The sequence below is a fragment of the Brevibacterium aurantiacum genome (assembly GCF_900169065.1).
GTDB lineage: Bacteria > Actinomycetota > Actinomycetes > Actinomycetales > Brevibacteriaceae > Brevibacterium > Brevibacterium aurantiacum.
Map to the genome: position 1 here is coordinate 195,391 of NZ_FXZB01000001.1, position 18,892 is coordinate 214,282.

Annotated in this window: 15 protein-coding genes; 5 read left to right on the forward strand and 10 right to left on the reverse strand. The window is 63.0% G+C overall.

All coding sequences use genetic code 11. The features are described 5' to 3' along the window. Window positions 1-62: 62 nt before the first annotated feature. Window positions 63-1,103 carry a YhjD/YihY/BrkB family envelope integrity protein gene (locus BAUR9175_RS00890; RefSeq protein ID WP_096145618.1) on the forward strand — a complete coding sequence of 347 codons (1,041 nt, stop codon included), beginning with the start codon at window positions 63-65 and terminating at the stop codon, window positions 1,101-1,103. A gap of 53 nt (window positions 1,104-1,156) precedes the next feature. Beyond that, entirely contained in the window at window positions 1,157-2,584 is a 1,428-nt protein-coding gene (locus BAUR9175_RS00895) for a glyceraldehyde-3-phosphate dehydrogenase (protein WP_096145619.1), read from the forward strand. 133 nt (window positions 2,585-2,717) lie between these two features. Here the strand turns inward: BAUR9175_RS00895 and BAUR9175_RS00900 are convergent, their stop codons facing one another. The 9 genes from BAUR9175_RS00900 to BAUR9175_RS00940 form a co-directional block, all read right to left on the reverse strand. Continuing rightward, on the reverse strand, window positions 2,718-3,317 hold the full coding sequence (locus tag BAUR9175_RS00900; protein WP_009881491.1) for a hypothetical protein: 600 nt from the start codon (window positions 3,315-3,317) through the stop codon (window positions 2,718-2,720). Next, window positions 3,314-4,279: a D-2-hydroxyacid dehydrogenase gene (locus BAUR9175_RS00905; RefSeq protein WP_009881492.1), complete on the reverse strand. Its 966-nt coding sequence runs from the start codon at window positions 4,277-4,279 to the stop codon at window positions 3,314-3,316. The genes BAUR9175_RS00900 and BAUR9175_RS00905 overlap by 4 nt, the downstream gene beginning before the upstream one ends. After that, a complete protein-coding gene (locus BAUR9175_RS00910) occupies window positions 4,221-5,987 on the reverse strand; it encodes an MDR family MFS transporter (protein ID WP_101582674.1) in 1,767 nt (588 codons plus the stop codon). The genes BAUR9175_RS00905 and BAUR9175_RS00910 overlap by 59 nt, the downstream gene beginning before the upstream one ends. Before the next feature lie 11 nt (window positions 5,988-5,998). Next, on the reverse strand, window positions 5,999-6,643 hold the full coding sequence (locus BAUR9175_RS00915; RefSeq protein WP_009881494.1) for a TetR/AcrR family transcriptional regulator: 645 nt from the start codon (window positions 6,641-6,643) through the stop codon (window positions 5,999-6,001). Window positions 6,644-6,747: 104 nt separating this feature from the next. Further along, complete coding sequence (dnaG, locus tag BAUR9175_RS00920) at window positions 6,748-8,967, reverse strand: DNA primase (protein WP_069600277.1); 2,220 nt, start codon at window positions 8,965-8,967, stop codon at window positions 6,748-6,750. 3 nt (window positions 8,968-8,970) lie between these two features. Then, complete coding sequence (locus BAUR9175_RS00925) at window positions 8,971-10,278, reverse strand: deoxyguanosinetriphosphate triphosphohydrolase (protein WP_009881496.1); 1,308 nt, start codon at window positions 10,276-10,278, stop codon at window positions 8,971-8,973. 2 nt (window positions 10,279-10,280) lie between these two features. Beyond that, window positions 10,281-11,471, reverse strand: coding sequence for a tRNA dihydrouridine synthase DusB (dusB, locus tag BAUR9175_RS00930; protein ID WP_009881497.1), 1,191 nt, complete (start codon window positions 11,469-11,471; stop codon window positions 10,281-10,283). A gap of 57 nt (window positions 11,472-11,528) precedes the next feature. Then, entirely contained in the window at window positions 11,529-13,196 is a 1,668-nt protein-coding gene (locus BAUR9175_RS00935; RefSeq protein ID WP_096145620.1) for an ABC-F family ATP-binding cassette domain-containing protein, read from the reverse strand. Window positions 13,197-13,356: 160 nt separating this feature from the next. Continuing rightward, window positions 13,357-13,905 carry a helix-turn-helix domain-containing protein gene (locus tag BAUR9175_RS00940; protein WP_009881499.1) on the reverse strand — a complete coding sequence of 183 codons (549 nt, stop codon included), beginning with the start codon at window positions 13,903-13,905 and terminating at the stop codon, window positions 13,357-13,359. A gap of 78 nt (window positions 13,906-13,983) precedes the next feature. On the opposite strand from BAUR9175_RS00940, the gene BAUR9175_RS00945 reads away from it, so the two are divergent. Continuing rightward, the gene (locus tag BAUR9175_RS00945) at window positions 13,984-15,372 is read left to right on the forward strand and encodes an L-lactate permease (RefSeq protein ID WP_096145621.1); all 1,389 of its coding nucleotides are present in this window, start codon (window positions 13,984-13,986) and stop codon (window positions 15,370-15,372) included. Window positions 15,373-15,389: 17 nt separating this feature from the next. Here the strand turns inward: BAUR9175_RS00945 and BAUR9175_RS00950 are convergent, their stop codons facing one another. Then, the gene (locus tag BAUR9175_RS00950) at window positions 15,390-16,718 is read right to left on the reverse strand and encodes a M24 family metallopeptidase (protein ID WP_180959180.1); all 1,329 of its coding nucleotides are present in this window, start codon (window positions 16,716-16,718) and stop codon (window positions 15,390-15,392) included. 192 nt (window positions 16,719-16,910) lie between these two features. Here BAUR9175_RS00950 and BAUR9175_RS00955 point away from each other — a divergent pair, with 192 nt between their 5' ends. Together BAUR9175_RS00955 and BAUR9175_RS00960 are read left to right on the forward strand one after the other, a co-directional pair. Further along, entirely contained in the window at window positions 16,911-17,396 is a 486-nt protein-coding gene (locus BAUR9175_RS00955; RefSeq protein WP_101582677.1) for an Lrp/AsnC family transcriptional regulator, read from the forward strand. Then, window positions 17,393-18,784: an aspartate aminotransferase family protein gene (locus BAUR9175_RS00960; RefSeq protein ID WP_009881503.1), complete on the forward strand. Its 1,392-nt coding sequence runs from the start codon at window positions 17,393-17,395 to the stop codon at window positions 18,782-18,784. Before BAUR9175_RS00955 ends, BAUR9175_RS00960 begins: the two co-directional genes overlap by 4 nt. Window positions 18,785-18,892 lie beyond the last annotated feature (108 nt).

Sequence of the window (18,892 nt, forward strand, 5' to 3'; positions counted from 1 at the left end):
GGACGCTCCCAGCGGTTAGTGTTGAAACAGACACCTGCGGGTCAAGATCGAAGGAGCACGAAGTGGCACCAGCCAAAGTACTGGCCTCACGCAACACCGTCGCCGAAGTCGGCCACAACGCCATCACCCAGCCGGGACCCGCCCACCTGAAGCGGGCCGTCAAGCGCTTCGGCGAACGGTTGGGCAACCAGTTCGGTGCAGCCATCACCTACTTCCTGGTCCTCGCAGTCATGCCCATCGCGATGTTCACCTTCGCGAGCCTCGGTTTCGTCCTCGATGTCCTCAAACCCGAGCTCCTCCCCGTCGTCGTCGAGCAGATCGAGACTCAGGTAGGCGGCAACTCGTCGCTGACAGAACAGCTTGAGAGCTTCCTCACCAGTTGGCAGTCGGTCGGCATCATCGCCATCCTGGCTGCCCTCTACACAGGACAGGGATTCATCGGCAACCTCGGTGCTGCTGTGCGAGCTCAACTCCACGCGGACTTCGACGATGTCATCGAAGACAAGTCGTTCGTCAAGAAGGTCCTCAACAACGTCGTGACTTTGCTGGGGCTTATCATCGGCCTGCTGCTCACCGTGGCGTTGACTGTCGTCGGCGCCGGCTTAGGGTCCGTCATCAGCGACCTGCTCAGCCTTCCCGGCTGGGCGAGGGCCCTCTTGGTCATCATCCCGCCCCTCATCACCTTCGGTGCCGCGTGGTTGATCTTCATGTTCCTCTTCACCATGCTGCCCGACCACCCGGTGGGCAAAAGGGCCAAGATCCGGGGCTCCCTCATCGGTGCTCTGGCCTTCACCATTCTCATCAACTTCGCCACGGTCCTCGTCGACCTCTTCTCCGGCAACAAGGCTGCTGGTGCCTTCGGTTCGATCATCGCGATCATGCTCACGATGAATGTCTTCGCCCGCATCATCCTCTTCGTCGCCGCTTGGATCGGCACCGCGACGCCACCGCGCCCGCAGGAGGATTCCACGCCCGAATACCGCTTCGTCGAACCGAGAGTCCAGATCCAGAGCCTGGGTGCGCTGCTGGCCGGCGCCGGCATCATCGCGCTGACTCTGCTCGGATTCCGACGACTCGATGAGCGCCAGACGAAACACGAGTAGACAACGCGTTAGACTGAGCGAGAATTCGCCAACTGACCGAGGAGACACGACCTTTGACTGATGCAACGACGGCTCGCCTGAACGAATGGGCGAACAAGCAGACTGCCGCCGAAGAACTCATTCCACTGACCGGACGACTTTACCGCGAGAACGATGTGCTGCTGACGCTGTTCGGCCGTTCTCTGCTGAATAAGTCGGTGACCGGGATGATCAAGGCTCACCGCTATGCCCGCCACTTCCTCGGCGAGGATCTCGACATCGAAGAGACCCTGAAGATCGTCCGCGCTCTGATCGAACTCGATCTCGGTCCCACTCGAATCGACTTGGGTCGCCTCATCCAGAAGCTGCAGGACCAGTCGGCCTCGGTCGAGGACTTCCTCTCCACGGAGCTGGCATCGGTCACCGGAGGCAATGCTGAAGAAGGCGCCGTTCGCGATGTCGTCCTCTACGGCTTCGGTCGCATCGGTCGCCTGCTCGCCCGCATCCTCATCGATCGTGCCGGCGGCACGGGGATGCGCCTGCGTGCGATCGTCGTCCGCAAGGGCAGCGATGATGACATCGTCAAGCGTGCCTCGCTCCTGCGCCGCGATTCCGTTCACGGCAGCTTCGACGGCAGCATCGTCGTCGACGAAGAGGCCAACACGATCCAGGCCAACGGAACCCTGATCCAGGTCATCTACTCCAACGATCCTTCTCAGGTCGACTACACCGAATACGGCATCAACGATGCGATCATCGTCGACAACACGGGAATCTGGCGTGACGAGGAGAGCCTGTCCAAGCACCTGGCCTGCCCGGGTGCCTCGAAGGTCCTCCTCACCGCGCCCGGCAAGGGCGAGGTCAAGAACATCGTCTACGGCGTCAATGACGCGGCCATCCTCGAAGAGGACACGGTCATGTCAGCGGCTTCGTGCACCACGAACGCGATCACCCCTGTGCTCAAGGCCCTCCATGACAAGTACGGGGTCCGAAACGGTCACGTCGAGACGGTGCATTCGTTCACCAACGACCAGAACCTCATCGACAACTTCCACAAGGGCTCCCGTCGTGGTCGTGCCGCCGGACTCAATATGGTGCTCACAGAGACCGGTGCTGCCAAGGCAGTGGCGAAGGCTCTTCCCGAGCTCAAGGGCAAGCTCTCGGGCAATGCGATCCGCGTTCCCACTCCGAACGTGTCGATGGCGATCCTCAACCTCAACCTTGAGAAAGCCACGAGCGTCGATGAGCTCAACGCATTCCTGCGTGAGACCTCGATGAATTCGGAACTGCGCAACCAGATCGACTATGTCTCCTCCCCCGAGCTCGTCTCCAGCGACCTCGTCGGCTCGAAGCGGGCCGGTGTCGTCGATGGTCTGGCCACGATCGTCGACGATGACCGTGTCGTCGTCTACGTCTGGTACGACAACGAGTTCGGCTACAGCTGCCAGGTGATCCGCTGCGTGGCCAAGATGGCCGGGGTCGACGTTCCCGCCTTCCCCTGATCTGATCGTCAGCGGTCCGTTCCTCTGATCTGATCGTCAGCGGTCCGTTCCTCCGATCGGAAGATGAAACGCCCGCAGCCTGAATGGCTGCGGGCGTTTGTTCGTCTCTGAGTCTTTGGTGATGGATGCGCGCTCAGGCTCGGTCCTGGCCTGCCTTCTCATTCTCCATCGCTTCGTGGAGCCAGATAGGGGTGTAGGTGCTGAACCGTTTGGCCAGTTCGTCGTCGCTGTCGAGGATGACGGCGAAGCGATCATCGGCGGTGGAGAGCTCATTGGCCCAGATCGGACCCAGGCAGGCCAGAACGGCACACGCCAGAACGATGGCGATGGCCAGGATCGGTGTCGCCGTGAACAGCATCCATCCGAACAGAAGCCCGAGCACCGCGAAGCCGATCGCGACCGCCATTCCCGTATTGCGGGTTCTCGGAGCTTTGGCGCGGGCGGGTTTGGCCGAGGCCGCCGAGTCAAGGACGTCACGATTGATCCTCGTCCAGGCGAGGATCGCCCCCAGTGCACAGACGATTCCGATCATGATGAGGCTGAACGCGGAGAACAGCAGGACCGTGTCCACCCGAGTCCCCTGCGCCTGCATCGCCGCACCGATTCCGGCGACGAGCATGGCCAGAGCCAAGACCAGCATGCTCAGCAGTCGCGCTCGGCGCACCGCGATGAGCTCGCTGACGACTCGAGCGAGGTACGCCCGTTCGTCAGCATGGTCAGACTTCTCGCTCATCGCACGTATCCCGCTGCTTTGTCGACCGTGTGCGGGAATGCCTCACCTGCCATGTGCTTGTCGAAGAGGTCGACGAACTGGTTGGCCAGACGCATGCGCCATCCGTCGGTGTCCCCGCTCATGTGCGGGGTGACGATGACGTTGTCCGCCTGCCACAGCGGATGATCGGCAGGCAGAGGCTCTTCGTCGAAGACGTCGAGTCCGGCGCCGGCGATCTGGCCCGTCTCAAGTGCGTTCACGAGGTCGGAGGTGACGACTCCCTCCCCACGACCGACATTGACAAAGTAGGCATCCGAGTCCATGGCGGCGAACACCTCGGCGTCGATGAGGTTCCTCGTCTTCTCCGTCAGCGGTGCAATGTTGATCACCCAGTCGACTCCCGACAGATGCGAACTCAGCTGAGCCGAGTCGATGACGGTTCCGAAGTCGGCGTCACCGGTCCGAGCACGGCTGCCGGCGCCGGTGACGTTGACGTCGAGCGCGCTCAGTACTCTGGCGATCTCTCTCCCGATCGACCCGGTTCCGACGACCATGGCATGAGATCCGGCGAGGTTCTTCGTCGAGCGACGGTTCCAGGTCGATGTTTTCTGGTCCTGGAGCGAACCCAGCGAGTTCTTCGCATGGATGAGGATGTAGTTGAGCACGAACTCCGCGATCGGCCGGTCGAAGATCCCCCGCGCATTGGTGACGACGACATCCGAGGCCGACAGCTCATCGAAGAGCAGCGAGTCGACTCCGGCCGCGGCCGCATGGATCCACTTCAGGCTGTCAGCACGGTCGAACTCGCTGCGCAGCGCTTTGGAGAAGAAGTCCCAGAGCAGGAGAACATCAGTGCCGGGGAGAGCAGAGCCGAGATCCTGTGCCTCGACGATCCGAAGTTCGACTCCCTCCCTGTGACCGAGGTCAGTCAGCTGGTCGGGAATCTCCGTCCCCGGGGCGTTGAGTAATGTCAGTACCGTCATGAGTCGACTCCTTCAGCCTAGCCTTCTCCGCCAGACTATCGGATGTGACGGCGTGAGAGGCGGACGAATCCGCGTGGCTTGCAGAGGAGTCGGCCCCGACAGTGACAAGCTCGCGCTTTGCAGGGTCGGCCTTGAGCGTCTGCGCCAATGGCGTGTTGGGCAGGAAGCACAGGAAGACGAACCCGAGGACTGCCAGTGGGGCGACCCACAGGAACAGCGGCACCAGGGCGTCGTTGTACGACGTGATGATGAGACTGTGCAGCGGCTCAGGCAGGTCGGCGACGATCTGGGGTGTGAGCCCCGTCGAGGAGACCTTCGGCAGCGGCTGTGAGGGTGCGGCCTTGGCGAGCTCACCCATCCCGTCCTTGATGTTGTCCAGGAGGCGCTGAGTAAAGACCGACCCGATGAAGGCCATGCCCAGGGTCGCTCCGACCTGGCGGAAGTAGTTGTTCGACGCGGTGGCTGTGCCGACCATGGCAACGGGGAAGGCATTCTGGACGACGAGCACGAGCGTCTGCATGCTCAGACCCAGTCCGAGTCCCAGCAGAGCCAAGCAGCCCATGGTCTCCCACGCGGCGCTTTCGGCCTTGAGCTGCGAGAGCAGCACCAGAGAGGCGGCCATGATCAGGATGCCCATGAGCGGGTACTTTTTGTACTTGCCGGTGCGCGAGACGACGAAGCCGATGAGGGTCGAGGAGATGAGCATCGTGCCCATCATGGGAACCATCATCAGTCCGGCCACTGTGGCGTCGATTCCGTGGACCATCTGCAGGTAGGTGGGCATGTAGGACAGGACACCGAACATGCCGATGCCGATGAACAGGCCAGCGATGGTGCACAGCAGGAAGTCACGGTTCTTGAACAGGTACATCGGGATGACCGGTTCGCTGACCTTGAGCTCGACGAAGATGAAACCGACGATGGAGAGTGCTCCGACGATGATGAGTCCGTTGATCTGCCATGAGCCCCATTCGTAGTCGTGCCCGCCCCAGGCGGAGACGAGGACGATGCAGGAAGTGACGATCGAGATCAGGGCCATACCGATGACGTCGATCTTCGGGCGTGGTCCGGGGGCACGCTTGGGCACCTTGAGGAAGATGGCGGCAGCGAAGAGAGCGATGATGCCGAGTGGGAAGTTGATGGCGAAGGCCCAGCGCCAGCCGGGTCCTTCTGTCAGCCAGCCGCCGATGAGGGGACCTGCGACCGAGGACACTGCGAAGGCGGATCCCATGATTCCCATGTACTTGCCGCGTTCACGTGCGGGAACCACGGAGGCGATGATGGACTGCGAGAGGATCATCATGCCACCGCCGCCGATGCCCTGGAGCACACGACCGAAGATGAGCATGCCCATATCGTTGGCGATGAGCGCGAAGACCGAGCCGAGCAGGAAGCAGCTGATCGCGAACATGAACAGCGGCTTGCGACCGAACAGGTCCCCGACCTTGCCGTAGATGGGCATCATGATCGTCGAGGCGAGCATGAATGCGGTGGAGACCCACAGCATCTGGTCGACGCCGTCGAGTTCACCGACAATTGTCGGCAGGGCGGTCGCCAGCACCGTCTGGTTGAGGGAGAACATGAACATGGCGATCATGAGTCCCACGAAGAGCAGGATGATCGCAGATGTCTTCATCTGCTCTGGCTCGCTGCTGTCTTCCGGGGTCTTCGGCATCTCCCCGGTTCGCAGTCCTTGATTGCTTCTCATTTCAGCCTTTGTCATAGTCGGTCCAGAACCTTGAGGAAGAGTCCCAATGATTCTTCGAAGAGTGGTTGTGTGCCGGTTTTCTCGTCAATGCGCTCGGGTGAGCGTTTGACCGTCTGTCCAGCATGGTTCAGGGGCACCCGGCACAGTTGGGTGAGCATCCTGGCGCTGCGCCAGGCCGATTCTTCAGTGGAGAACTCTTGGCCCAGAAAGCGCAGACGCGCCAGCACGTGTTCGGCCACGAGCTCTTCCAGGGCCTCGGCCCGGTCAAAGCGCTTGCTGACAAGCTCCGGATAGCGGGCGAACAGCTTCCTGCGACGGGCCGGCAGGCTGGGATCCATCGATCCCATGAGCAGCACCTCGCGGACGAAGCGGGCAGTGTCCTCGGCCAGATTCTCCACCCCGGAATCGGAGTGGACGTAGTCATCGACCAGTGTGGCGTCGATGTTGGATTCGTCGAGGCCGACGATGGCGTCTTCCTTCGTCGCGTAGTAGTTGAAGAAGGTTCGTGTGGAGACGCCGACGTCGGCGGCGATGTTCGCCACCGTCGCGCATTCGAGTCCTTCATCGAGAACCCGAGTGATCGCCGCGTCATGCAGCGCATGACGCGTCTGGCGGGCCTTTTTGGCACGGAGGGATTCGGGTTCGGATTCACGCATGAGACCATTTTTGCATCTCATGCAACATTTCATCAACTGCAAAATTGCAATTGTGCACTATTTCACGTTCTCAGGCGAGAATCGCAGCCCTCACATCGGTGTCTTCACATGAGAGTCTTCAGCCGCGCCCGGTGCTGTTCGAGCACCTGGAGCTGCCCCAGAAGAGTCGTCTGCGCAGCTGTGTCAGTGGTGTCCTGGCGCTGCAGTCGCGAGTGCAGCTCCTTGGCGATGCGTTCGAGATCGTAGTCGAAGAGACGGGCCACGATGCCGCGGGCAAACCCTTCCGCGCTGACGCCGTCTGCCACCGGCAAGGGCGTCACCAGCAGCTGTGTGACGTAGGGCTTAAGGTCCTCGGCGCTGGCGGAGAGGACCGCGTCGGCCCAACGTGTAGCGGCGGCGGTTCCCGCTGTCTGCGCACCACCGGCCGACTTCAGGCCGCCGGCAGCCTTCACCGCGGCTTGGATCCGTCGATAGCCGGGGTGTTCGAAGGCTCGTGCGGACAGGGAATCGAACAGTTTGGCGTTGACGAACTCGGGATGCTGCAGCGCCACCATCAGGGCGCCCTTCTCTGTCTTCAGGCGAGCGGGGCTGATCGGTGCTGACAAGTTCGACACGTCGGGGCGCTCATCGTAGACGTACTCGATGGCGGTGTCGTCTCCCCCAGCACCTCCCCCTGCGGGTGCGAATCCCGTGGACGGCCGCTGTGCGTCCGCCCCCTGCTGCTGGCCCTGTCCCGATGCGGGCTGGCCGGAAAGCTGCTGTCCCTGTGTCGGCTGGCCGGATGGCTGTTGACCCCGTGCCTGCTGTCCCGGCGCGTACTGGCCCGAGGACTGTGGCCTCGATGCAGGATGACCCGACCTCTGCTGGCCCTGAGATCCGTACCTCTGCGCCTGCGACGCGCCTGCTTGCCCCGGCGGACCCGATGCGACTGGCGGGGCACCGGGCGGGGTCTGGGACGGGGCAGGCTGAGGCTGACGAGACTGGTTCGCCTGCGGTCTGCTGGGACGTTTCCGGGCATCTCTGACCGCAGATTCCACCTCGTCGATGTCGACACCGATGCGACCGGCGACGAAACGGTAGTAGTGGCTGAGACTATTGCGGTCCCGGATGTCAGCGAGCACCTCGGCGCTGGCCTTGACTGCTGCGATCCGACCTTCGACCGAGTCGAGGTCGTAGCGAGAGATTGCGGTGGTGATGACGAACTCGAAGAGCGGCTTTCGACCGTCGATGAGCTCGCGCAGGGCCCCATCGCCCTTCTGCATCCGCAGATCGCAGGGGTCGAGCCCATCGGGTTCGACGGCGACGAAGGTCTGAGCGGTGAACTCGCTTTCGAATTCGAAGGCCCGCAGAGCCGCCTTCTGTCCGGCCGCGTCGCCGTCGAAGGTGAAGATCACCTGGCCTGTCGGATCATCGCCGAGCAGACGCCGAACGATCTTCACATGCTCAGGCCCGAAAGCCGTTCCACAGGTCGCCACCGCCTGTGTGACGCCGGCCAGATGCGCGGCCATGACGTCGGTATAGCCTTCGACGATGACCACGCGCTTGGTCTTCGCGATGTCCTTCTTGGCCAGATCCAGACCGTAGAGAACCTGGTTCTTGTGATAGAGAGCCGTCTCCGGAGTGTTCAGGTACTTCGGCCCCTTGTCATCGTCGTACAGTCGCCTGGCACCGAAGCCGATGGTCCGAGAGGTCATGTCCTTGATGGGCCAGACAACCCGGCCGCGGAAACGATCGTAGATGCCGCGGCCGCCTTCACTGGCCAGACCTCCGGCGAGGATCTCCTCCTCGGTGAAGCCGGCCCGCTTGAGCTGGCTGGTCAGAGAATCCCAGGACTTGGGGGCGAAGCCGAGGCCGAACTCCTTGCTCGAACTCAGTGGGAAGCCACGACCCTCGAGGAACTCCCGACCGATCTGCCCCTGCTCGGATTCCAGGCACTGGGTGAAGAAGCGCTGTGCGACTTCGTGCATCTCCAGCAGCCGCTGTCGTCGGCTGGCCTGCTCACGGTCGGGGCCCTTGCCGTCCTCGTAGCGCAGATGCATCCCGATCTTGCCGGCCAGCGCCTCGACCGTCTCAACGAAGCTGAGCTGTTCGACCTTCTGCAGAAACGAGAACACGTCGCCGGACTCACCACAGCCGAAGCAGTGATACATCCCGACTTGGGGGCGAACCGTGAACGAGGGAGTCTTCTCATCGTGGAAGGGGCACAACCCCTTGAGTGAGCCGATTCCCGCGGTCTTGAGCGTGACGAACTCACCGACGACCTCGTCGATGCGGGTTCGACTGCGCAGCTCGTCGATGTCCTCACGTTTGATCAGTCCGGCCATGGTCTAGAGACGATCCCCCGCCCCTGCTTTGAGCTGGTGGTACAGGGCCCAGGCAGAATGGTCGGTCAGTGATGCGATCTGGTCGACGACGACACGCAGCCGTGCCGCATCGTCGGCAGCTTCGAAGTAGTCGGCTCTGAACATCGGGTCGAGCTTGGTCGGCATCGCGGAGTACCACTGGGCCAACTCGGTGATGACGGCAGACTGGATGTCATGGAGTCGCAGACGGTCTTCGGCGACCATCACCGTCAACGTCGCCATACCCTTGAGGACGGCGATCTCGACGACCGTGGGCTCGGGGACGACCAGCGAGGCCGCGTAACGGGCCAGGGGCTCCCAGCCGAACTCCTCACGTGTTGCGGCTTCGGCCGCACCGACGAACCGCCCGATGAGCTGACTCGTCATGTGCTTGAGCGTGGCCTGGGCCTTCCTGGAACCGTCATAGACATCCGCGGGCCAGTACGCGGCCGCCTGCAGCCGCGACAGCGCCTTGTCCATCTCTTCGTCGCTCGTGGTCGGCAGATACCATTTGCGGGTGATGTCGAAGAGCTCAGCCCGACGGCTCTCCGCAGCGAATTCACCCAGATGCAGGTGGCCCCCGGCGATCGCGTCCTCAACATCGTGGACGGAGTAGGAGATGTCATCGGCGAGATCCATCACCTGGGCTTCGATACACCGTTTGCCGTTCTCGATCCCGTCGCGGTAGAAGTCGAAGACTCCCCTGTCGTCATCGTAGACACCGAATTTCCGCACGCCGGAGTCACGCCGCCCCGCGGACGCTTCGCTCCGTGACCAGGGATATTTCGTAAGTGCGTCGAGGCTGGCCCGCGTGAGGTTGAGTCCTGCCGGTCGGCCGTCATCGGCGATCACCTTCGGCTCGATCCGGGTGACCAGGCGCAGCGTCTGCGCATTGCCCTCGAATCCGCCGATGTCGATGCACAGGGCGTCGAGGATGGTCTCGCCGTGGTGACCGAAGGGCGGATGGCCGAGGTCATGGCTCAGGCACGCGGTGTCGACGATGTCGGGATCGCAGCCTAAGTATCGGGCAAGTTCGCGCCCGACCTGAGCGACTTCGAGAGAGTGGGTGAGCCGGGTGCGGACGAAATCATCAGTGCCTGGTGACACGACCTGAGTCTTGGCGCCCAGACGCCGCAGTCCCGCGGAGTGCAGCACCCGGGCCCGGTCACGTTGAAAGGCCGAGCGGCGTGGATTCTTCGCCGGTTCGCTCACCCATCGTTCCTCGTCCCACGGCGTGTAGACCGCCACGGTCCCCGAGCGCACCGAGGTGCGTGGGTGAGTTTCGAATGGCATTGTCATCCTCCCGAGATGTCGAGTTCCGCCTCGGAGAGCAGTGACTTTCCGCTCACATCGAAGATGCGGGAGTCGAGCCACCCTTCGGGCAGATGCGGCTTCTTCGGGCGGGTCGTCCGCCCCCGGGAGCCTTCCGCGTCCGTACCAGGATACGGTGCGTCCTGATCAAGCTGAGCCAGCAGGCCCGCGAGCTCCTCGAGCGAGGAGACCATCGCCAGCTGACGCCGCAGGTCTCCCCCAACCGGATAGCCCTTGAAATACCAGGCAATGTGTTTGCGCAGGTCACGAACGCCGTAGAACTCGTCCTCGTAGTATTCGGCCAGGTACTCGCCGTGCTTGTAGACGGCGCGAGCCACCTCGGCGAGACCCGGCCGGAAGCGTTCATCGCTGCCGTTGAGGGCATTGGCGAGGTCGCCGAACAGCCAAGGTCGTCCCTGGCATCCGCGTCCGATGACGACGCCGTCGCAGCCCGTGCGGCGCATCATCTCAAGTGCATCCTCTGCCGCGAAGATGTCACCGTTGCCCAGAACCGGAACGGTGTCGCCGAGGTGGTCCTTGAGTCGGGCGATGGCGTCCCAGTCCGCCTGGCCCGAGTACAGATCCGCCGCGGACCGACCGTGGAGGGCGACCGCTGCCACACCCGCATTGCGGGCAGTCTCACCCGCGTCGAGGAAGGTCTGGTGGTCCTTGTCGATGCCTTTGCGCATCTTCACGGTCAGGGGGATGCCGCCGCGATCTGCCTCGGTCACGGCTGTGGTGACGATGGACTCGAACAGGTCCTTCTTCCACGGCAGGGCAGAGCCGCCGCCCTTCCGGGTGACCTTGGGCACGGGGCATCCGAAGTTGAGGTCGATGTGGTCGGCCCGGTCCTCCTCGACGAGCATGCGCACGGCCTGCCCGATCGTCACCGGGTCGACGCCGTAGAGCTGGACCGAGCGCGGTGTCTCATACGGCTCGTGCCGGATGATGCGCATGCTCTTGGGGCTGCGTTCGACCAGCGCCCTGGACGTCACCATCTCTGTCACATACAGGCCGGCTCCGTACTCGCGGCACAGGCGCCTGAAGGCGGTGTTGGTGATTCCGGCCATCGGCGCGAGCACGACCGGCGAGGACAGCTCGATGGGACCGATGCGCAGGGGCTCGGCAGCGGCTGGGGATACTGATTCTGGGGCAGGGCTGATGACACTCACCATGCCATTATCCCCGAGCAGTCAAATGATGGATCACTGGCACGGGCGGCTGGCTCCCGCTCACGATCGCGCATGTGAGGCCTCCTCAAACTCGTTCCTGTCTCCATCAACCTGCTCGTCTCCTTCAACCTGTTCGGGGAGAAGAAATTCCCGAATGTCCCATTCGACGTCGAGGCGCAGCTCCTCGGCGAGACGATCATCGTGGGTGATGACGATCATCGCTCCGCCGAATCCGTCCAGGGCGGTCACCAACGCAGTCAGCGAGGAAAGGTCGAGGTTGTTGCCTGGTTCGTCGAGGATGAGCAGCTGGGGCGCGGGGTTTTGGAGCAGACTCTTCGCCAGAGCCACTCGAAAGCGCTCCCCTCCCGACAATGTCGAACACAGCTGCTCGGTCCGTCCGGCCCTCAGCCCCATCGCGGCCAACACCTCATGAACTCGGTGTGGTCCGAGACCAGGGTTGTCCTCCCTCACGGCTTCCATGACGGTCAGCGTCGGCGGCAGCCTGTACTGCTGGTCGAGGAAGCCGCTGGACACGGGAACGGTGAAGGTCAGATCGGGGAACAGCTCGTTGATCGGGGCACCGGTGTCGTATCGCCCGGCGATCGCCGACAGCATGGTCGACTTCCCGGAGCCGTTGGCACCGGTCAGCCTGATCCGCTCGGGACCGACGATCGTACGTGGCTGCTCGAGCACCGGACCTGAGACCTCAAGGACACGCTTCGCCGAGTGGATCACGGTCTCGGGCAGGTCCAGGCGGATGCTTGAGTCCCTGCGCAGAGCGTCCTTGGCGGTGCGCACCGAGGAACGGGCGGCCTCCTCGTCGTCAGCCTTGTCTCCGCGTCGCTTCGCCGCGCTCTTCTGGGCGAAGTCGGTCAGACCATTCATGACGATCTTGGGTCGGCGTTTGTTCTCCTTGTCCTTGGCAGCCTTGCGATCGGCCCTGGCCAGCTTCGTCTCGAGTTCGATGCGCTGGCGCTTCTCGATCGCCAGGGACTTCTTGGCGTCGACGAGGTGAGCGAGCTTCGCCTCCTCTTCGGCGGCGACCATGCGTTCGTAGTCGTCGAAGTCTCCACCGTAGATGCGCAGCTGGTCCGTCATCTCGACGATCGTCGTCACTTCCGCCAGCAGTGCACGATCGTGGGAGATCACGAGTGTCGGCCCCGTCCGGTCCCGCAGCAGGGAGGCCAGCCGGCGACGTCCCACCTCGTCGAGGTTGTTGCTCGGTTCGTCGAGAATCAGCCAGCGATCACCGGCCAGAGCCGCCCGCGCCAGTCCGATGCGCATGGCCTGACCGCCGGAGAAGGTCGACAGTCGCCGGTCAAGGGCCGCGGCATCGAGTGTGAGTCCGAGATCGGCCAGGGCGCTCAGCGCCCGTTCCTCGATGTCCCAGTCATCGCCGATGACGTCTAAGTCGGCGAAATCGGCGTCACCGGCCAGGGCCTTCGACAGTGCCGATCTGATCTCGCTGATTCCCAGGGTCGAGGCGACGCTGAGGTCGGTATGGGGCAGCAGCTGATCGATGTACACCGCGTCCTCGGCGCCGGTGACGGAGCCCGCGCTGGGGCGAAGCTGTCCGGCGATGATTCTGGCGAGGGTGGATTTGCCGATCCCGTTGTCACCGACCAGTCCGACAAGGGAGGCAGGGATCGATGCAGTGAGAGCAGTGAAGATCTCGGTGTCATCGCCGAGGCGGTAGCCGAGTTTCGAGAGAGATATGGCAGCAGTCATGTGTGTCCTCATTTCGTGCACAGAAGTGCGTTGCGGGTCCGTAGCACCCGCATGATGCGGAAATGAGGAATTACTTCACGAAATGACTGTCTTTCGCCGGGAATGTGTCAAGTCAAGGATGCCGGAGGTCGGCCGTCCTCGTCAAGGGCTGTTGCGAATCTCAGACGATGATGAGCATGAGCTCCGCCGGCTCGTTTCCGGGGTTGGACAGCTGGTGCGGAACATCGCCGGGCGCCTGCGCACAGTCTCCGACCCGCAGGGTGGTCCGGCGATCGATCGTGACGATTTCGATGGTGCCGGCGAGCACGAAGAAGGTCTCACGGGAGCCGCTGCGGTGAGCGGCGAAGGATGCTGTTTCGCAGTGCGGATCAAGCTTGTAGTGCACGACCTCCATGTTCTCCTGCGGAGCGGGGAGGTCTCGGCGCAGAGTGCCTCTGCCGTATGCGCTGTGAGCGGGAATGGCAGCACTGGAGGTGATGACCACTTCGGGCGGGGCGAGGAGCTCTCCCACATCCACGCCGAGGGCACGGGAGAGCCCCATGGCGTTCGAGACCGATGTGTCCTGTTCCCCACGTTCGATCTTCGACAAGGCCGCTCGGGAGATTCCGGCGCGCACAGCAAGTTCGTTGAGCGTCAGGTCGTTGTACTTGCGGCGCGCCCTGATGCGCGCGCCGAATACTCGAGCTCCGAGGTCCTCTGTGTTCACCATGGTGACATCATAGATTGTTCTTGAATAGTAGAGTGAATTCTACCAAGTCTTACTTCTTCACACGATGGAACTGTTCCCATGACTCCACTGCTGGCGCTGACGCCGATTGTGCTCGCGATCGCTCTGCTCGTATTCAAACAGAGCTCCTGGATCGCCGCTGCCGCCGGGGTCATCGCCGCCTGCCTGGCTGTCATTCTCTTCTTCCCGACGCCGATATCCGTTCTCCTCGAATCCGGGGCGGACTACTTCCCACTCATCCTCGAAGTCGCCCTCATCCTTCTCTTCGGCATGGTCCTGGCACGCCTGCTCGAGTCGTCAGGATCGATGGGCGAGATCTCCGCCTGGGTCGAAGCAGCGGCGCCCAGTCGCGCTCTCGGAGTCGGACTCGTCGTGTTCGGACTCGTGCCCTTCGCCGAGTCGGTCACCGGGTTCGGCATCGGTGTGACGATCGGAGTCCCGGTCCTGCGGCTGCTCGGCTGTTCACTGCGGCAGTCGGCGATTCTCGGACTGCTGGGCCTCATCGCCGTCCCCTGGGGCGCGCTCGGCCCAGGAACCACGGTCGCCGCCGCGCTCACCGGCATCAACGTCGACGATCTCGGCGTCGCAACGGCCTGGATCAATGCGATCCCCGTCATCATCGTGGCCACCTCGGTGATTCTCGTCATGCGCCCCGCCCTGTCTTCCTGTCTCGGAATCATTGCCGCCGCGGCTCTGATGTGGACCGGCATCCTCGCTGCGAACATCCTCATCGGCATGGCCCCGGCCGGCATCATCGGCTCACTCCTCGTCATCGCCGTCATGGGCACCCTCTTCATCATCCGCCGCCGCAGAACCGGCTTCACCCGTCAGCTGGGTCTCGCGGTCCTGCCGTACACGACCCTCACAGTGGGCCTGCTCTTGGCCCGTGCACTGGAATCTGCAGTCCCGTCACTGGTGACACAGATCGTGGCCTCTCCCCCGTTCTGGTTGGCCGCCGCCTGTGTCATCGCCGCGCTCAGGGTCACTTCTCGCGGTGCTGTCACCTCCGCCGCCCTTCGATCCTGGCTGCCGATCGGCGCCGGCACAGCCGCCTTCATGCTCATGGGCTGGATCATGACGACGACGGGGATGAGCGCGTCCATCGGGACCTTGGTGCCCGCCGGACTCGTTCTCTTCACGCCCTGGCTGACTGCGGTCGGAGCCATCGTGACCGGATCGAACACCGGCGCCAACTCCATGTTCACCGGCACCATCGACGCGGTCGCCACGGCCTCCCACGTCTCCTCACTGCCGGTGGTGGCAGCAGGAAACGCCGCCGCCTCGCTTGCGGCACTAGCCGCTCCCCCACGGGTGGCGATGTCAGTGCAGATGGCAGACCCCTCAAGCCCCGCCTCGGCGAATGACATCGCCTGGGTCCAGGGACGGGCACTGACCGTCGCAGGGATCAACGCGGTGGCCCTCGGCCTCTGGATTCAGTTCATGGCCTGAGCTACCAAGCGTGGACCTCAGACGCGGATGATCTCGCGCGGGAAGTCGGTGAACGTGTCACAGCCGGTATCCGTGATGAGGACGGACTCGGAGAGCTCGTAACCGTAGCCGTTCATCCACATGCCGCAGATGAGGTGGAAGGTCATTCCTGCCTCGAGGATCTGGTCGTCCTCGGTCCTGATCGAGATCGTGCGCTCGCCCCAGTCGGGCGGGTACCCGATGCCGATGGAGTAGCCCAGCCGGCTCGGCTTCTCCAGACCGGCCAGCGCCAGCACCCGGTTCCAGGTGCGGGCCAATTCGGCGGTGGGCACCTCTGGTGCGGCGACGTCGAGAACCGCGGCCAGCGCCTCGGAGACGACACCCTCGAGTCGGATGAGCTCCTGCTTCGGCTTTCCCACGACGGCGGTGCGCGCCAGGGGCACGTGATAGCGACGGTGGACGCCTGCCAGCTCGATGCTCACCGACTCATCGGCAACGAACTTCCGATTCGTCCAGCTCAGGTGCGGGGTGTCCGCGCTCTCCCCCGTGGGCAGGAGCGGAACGATGGCCGGATAGTCACCCCAGGCACTGCCGCGTCCGCGGGCCTGAGCAGCGGCGATCTCAGCCGCCACCTCATTCTGTGCGACACCGTCGCCGATGGTCGCCAGGGCAGCGTTCATCGACTCCGTGGTCACCTCGGCGGCCTTGTGCATCAGTGCGACTTCGGCTGGGGACTTGATCGCGCGGATCCAATTGACCAGCTCGAAGGAATCCACCAGGCGCCACTCCGGGACACCGTTGACCAGTGAACGGAAGGCGCGCGGAGAGAAGAAATGCGAGTCCATCTCGACCCCGACCGGCGAGGAGGAGGCACGGGCGACTTCCCAGCGCTGCCGCAGCGCGAAGGACACCCAATCGAAGGGATGGATGTGAGGGCGCTGCACGTAGCGTTCCGGATAGCCCACGATGTCCTCCGGGGGCAGCCATGAGGTGTGCATAGCGCCTCGGGCATCCATGTCGCGCATGAACAGAGTCAGCGGTCCCGAGGCCGGGACGAAGAGGAGCTGAGGGGTGTAGAACGACCAGGCGTTGTACCCGGTGAGGTAATAGATGTTGGCGGGGTCGGTGACGATGAGTGCAGACAGACCCTGGTCGATCATGCGATTGCGCACCGAAGCGATGCGCCCCAGGTACTCATCCGGGGAGAACGACAGCTCGTTCGCGTCGATCGTGTCGACCTCGCCGGGACGCGGCTGTGGGCGAGCCCTGACTTCCTGTCCTGCCCGGCCCTGCTCGGCTCCGGGCCGCATTCCCTGCACGTCCGGCCGGTTGTCTTCACCGGCGTAGAACAGCTCACCCTCATTCATGATTACAGTGTGGTGAGCCAGCTCACACCGTGTCAATCACTGTCACACGCGTGTTGTCAGGGGTGAAAATGCCAATTCATGACGAATCCAGAATGAATGTTCTTCGTATTCGACTGAATTCGCATACGAATCTGCGCATTCCGACGGAATCAATGGTAGATTGTGTTGAGACCCAAATCACGGAGGTGAAGAATGGCCCACTTGATGCCGAGCGGAAGCAATCACCGCCTGGGTAATCTCGATGAGAAGTCGAAAGCGATCATCGTCGAATTGCAGCACGACGGGCGCAAGTCCTACTCCGCCATCGGCAAGTCCGTGGGGCTGTCCGAGGCTGCCGTCCGTCAGCGGGTCTCCAGGCTCATCGATTCCGGCGTGATGGAAATCGTCGCCGTGACCGATCCCTTGAGCCTGGGCTTCGCCCGACAGGCCATGGTGGGCGTCAAGGTTCGGGGCGATATCTCCAAGGTCGCCGATCGACTGCACGGCTACGACGAGATCGACTATCTCGTGGTCACCGCAGGGTCGTTCGACATCTTGGTCGAGATCGTCTGCGAATCGGATCGCCACCTGATCGAATTCGTCAATGAAGAGCTGCGTTCGATCGACGCCGTCGTGGACACCGAGCTCTTCATGTACCTCTCACTCGAAAAGCAAAAATACAATTGGGGGACGCGATGACAGAGAATGTCACCAGAGCTGGCACCAGCTATCAGGATGCCATCCGCAACAACGTGTGGATGCATATGGCTCCGCACCAGTCACTGTTCAACGGTGGTGAAGCACCGATCATCACTCGTGGTGAAGGCCACCACATCTTCGACGACAAGGGCAAGAAGTACCTTGACGGACTGGCCGGACTGTTCACCGTCCAGGTGGGCCACGGTCGCGAGGAGATCGCGAAGGCGATGTCGGATCAGGCGATGAAGCTGCCCTTCATGCCCCTGTGGTCCTTCGCCCATCCGCAGGCCATCGAGGTTTCGGAGCGCCTGGCCAGCTATGCCCCGGGTGACCTCAACCGTGTCTTCCTCACCTCCGGTGGCGGTGACTCGGTCGAGTCCGCGATGAAGCTGGCGAAGAACTACTTCAAGGTCACGGGCAAGCCGGGCAAGCACAAGATCATCTCGCGTGCCACGGCCTACCACGGCACACCTCACGGCGCGCTGTCCGTGACTTCGCTGCCGGATCTGCGTGAGCAGTTCGCTCCCCTGGTCCCCGGTGCGATCAAGGTGCCCAACACGAACTTCTACCGCTCACCCGAGCCCTACGCCCACGATGAGAAGGCCTTCGGCCGTTGGGCAGCGGACCGCATCGGTGAGGCCATCGAGTTCGAGGGTGCCGATTCGGTTGCGGCAGTCTTCCTCGAACCGGTGCAGAACTCCGGCGGCTGCTTCCCGCCGCCTCCCGGCTACTTCGAACGTGTCCGCGAGATCTGCGACGAGTACGACGTGCTTCTGGTCTCGGACGAGACGATCTGTGCCTACGGCCGTATCGGCGACATGTTCGCCTGCAACGACTTCGGCTACGTGCCCGACATCATCACGAGCGCCAAGGGCATCACCTCCGGTTATGCTCCGCTCGGTGCGATGATCGCCTCGGATCGTCTGTTCGAGCCCTTCGGTCCCGGCGGGGACGAGACCTTCTACCACGGCTACACCTTCGGCGGACATCCCGTCTCCTGTGCGGCCGCCATGGCGAACTTCGATGTGTTCGAGAAGGAGAAGCTCAACGATCACGTGCATGAGAACGCTGCTGCGTTCAAGTTCACGCTTGAGAAGCTCAAGGACCTGCCGATCGTCGGCGACGTCCGCGGTGAGGGCTTCTTCTACGGCATCGAACTGGTCAAGGATCGCGACACCAAGGAGTCCTTCACCGAGGAGGAGTCGGAGCGCATCCTCAAGAACTTCGTCTCAGCGAAGATGTTCGACGACGGCCTGTACTGCCGCGCCGATGACCGTGGCGACCCTGTCATCCAGCTCTCGCCTCCACTGACCGTCGGTCAGAAGGAGTTCGACGAGATGGAGCAGATCATCCGCGGAACTCTGACCGAAGCCTGGACCAAGCTCTGATCTGCTGATCTCGGCCAGGGCTCCCGCAACAACGGCCCGCCAGAGACAACGGCCCCGATTCCTCATACGAGGAATCGGGGCCGTTTCGCGTCTCCGCTCAGGCCCCGG

Coding starts and splice junctions, on each gene's coding strand:
- BAUR9175_RS00900 (WP_009881491.1), bottom strand. CDS start 3,317: ATGAGCGAGAAGTCTGACCATGCTGACGAACGGGCGTACCTCGCTCGA.
- BAUR9175_RS00950 (WP_180959180.1), bottom strand. CDS start 16,718: ATGAATGAGGGTGAGCTGTTCTACGCCGGTGAAGACAACCGGCCGGAC.
- BAUR9175_RS00945 (WP_096145621.1), top strand. CDS start 13,984: ATGACTCCACTGCTGGCGCTGACGCCGATTGTGCTCGCGATCGCTCTG.
- BAUR9175_RS00915 (WP_009881494.1), bottom strand. CDS start 6,643: ATGCGTGAATCCGAACCCGAATCCCTCCGTGCCAAAAAGGCCCGCCAG.
- BAUR9175_RS00910 (WP_101582674.1), bottom strand. CDS start 5,987: ATGAGAAGCAATCAAGGACTGCGAACCGGGGAGATGCCGAAGACCCCG.
- dusB (WP_009881497.1), bottom strand. CDS start 11,471: ATGGTGAGTGTCATCAGCCCTGCCCCAGAATCAGTATCCCCAGCCGCT.
- dnaG (WP_069600277.1), bottom strand. CDS start 8,967: ATGGCCGGACTGATCAAACGTGAGGACATCGACGAGCTGCGCAGTCGA.
- BAUR9175_RS00940 (WP_009881499.1), bottom strand. CDS start 13,905: ATGGTGAACACAGAGGACCTCGGAGCTCGAGTATTCGGCGCGCGCATC.
- BAUR9175_RS00905 (WP_009881492.1), bottom strand. CDS start 4,279: ATGACGGTACTGACATTACTCAACGCCCCGGGGACGGAGATTCCCGAC.
- BAUR9175_RS00925 (WP_009881496.1), bottom strand. CDS start 10,278: ATGCCATTCGAAACTCACCCACGCACCTCGGTGCGCTCGGGGACCGTG.
- BAUR9175_RS00955 (WP_101582677.1), top strand. CDS start 16,911: ATGGCCCACTTGATGCCGAGCGGAAGCAATCACCGCCTGGGTAATCTC.
- BAUR9175_RS00960 (WP_009881503.1), top strand. CDS start 17,393: ATGACAGAGAATGTCACCAGAGCTGGCACCAGCTATCAGGATGCCATC.
- BAUR9175_RS00935 (WP_096145620.1), bottom strand. CDS start 13,196: ATGACTGCTGCCATATCTCTCTCGAAACTCGGCTACCGCCTCGGCGAT.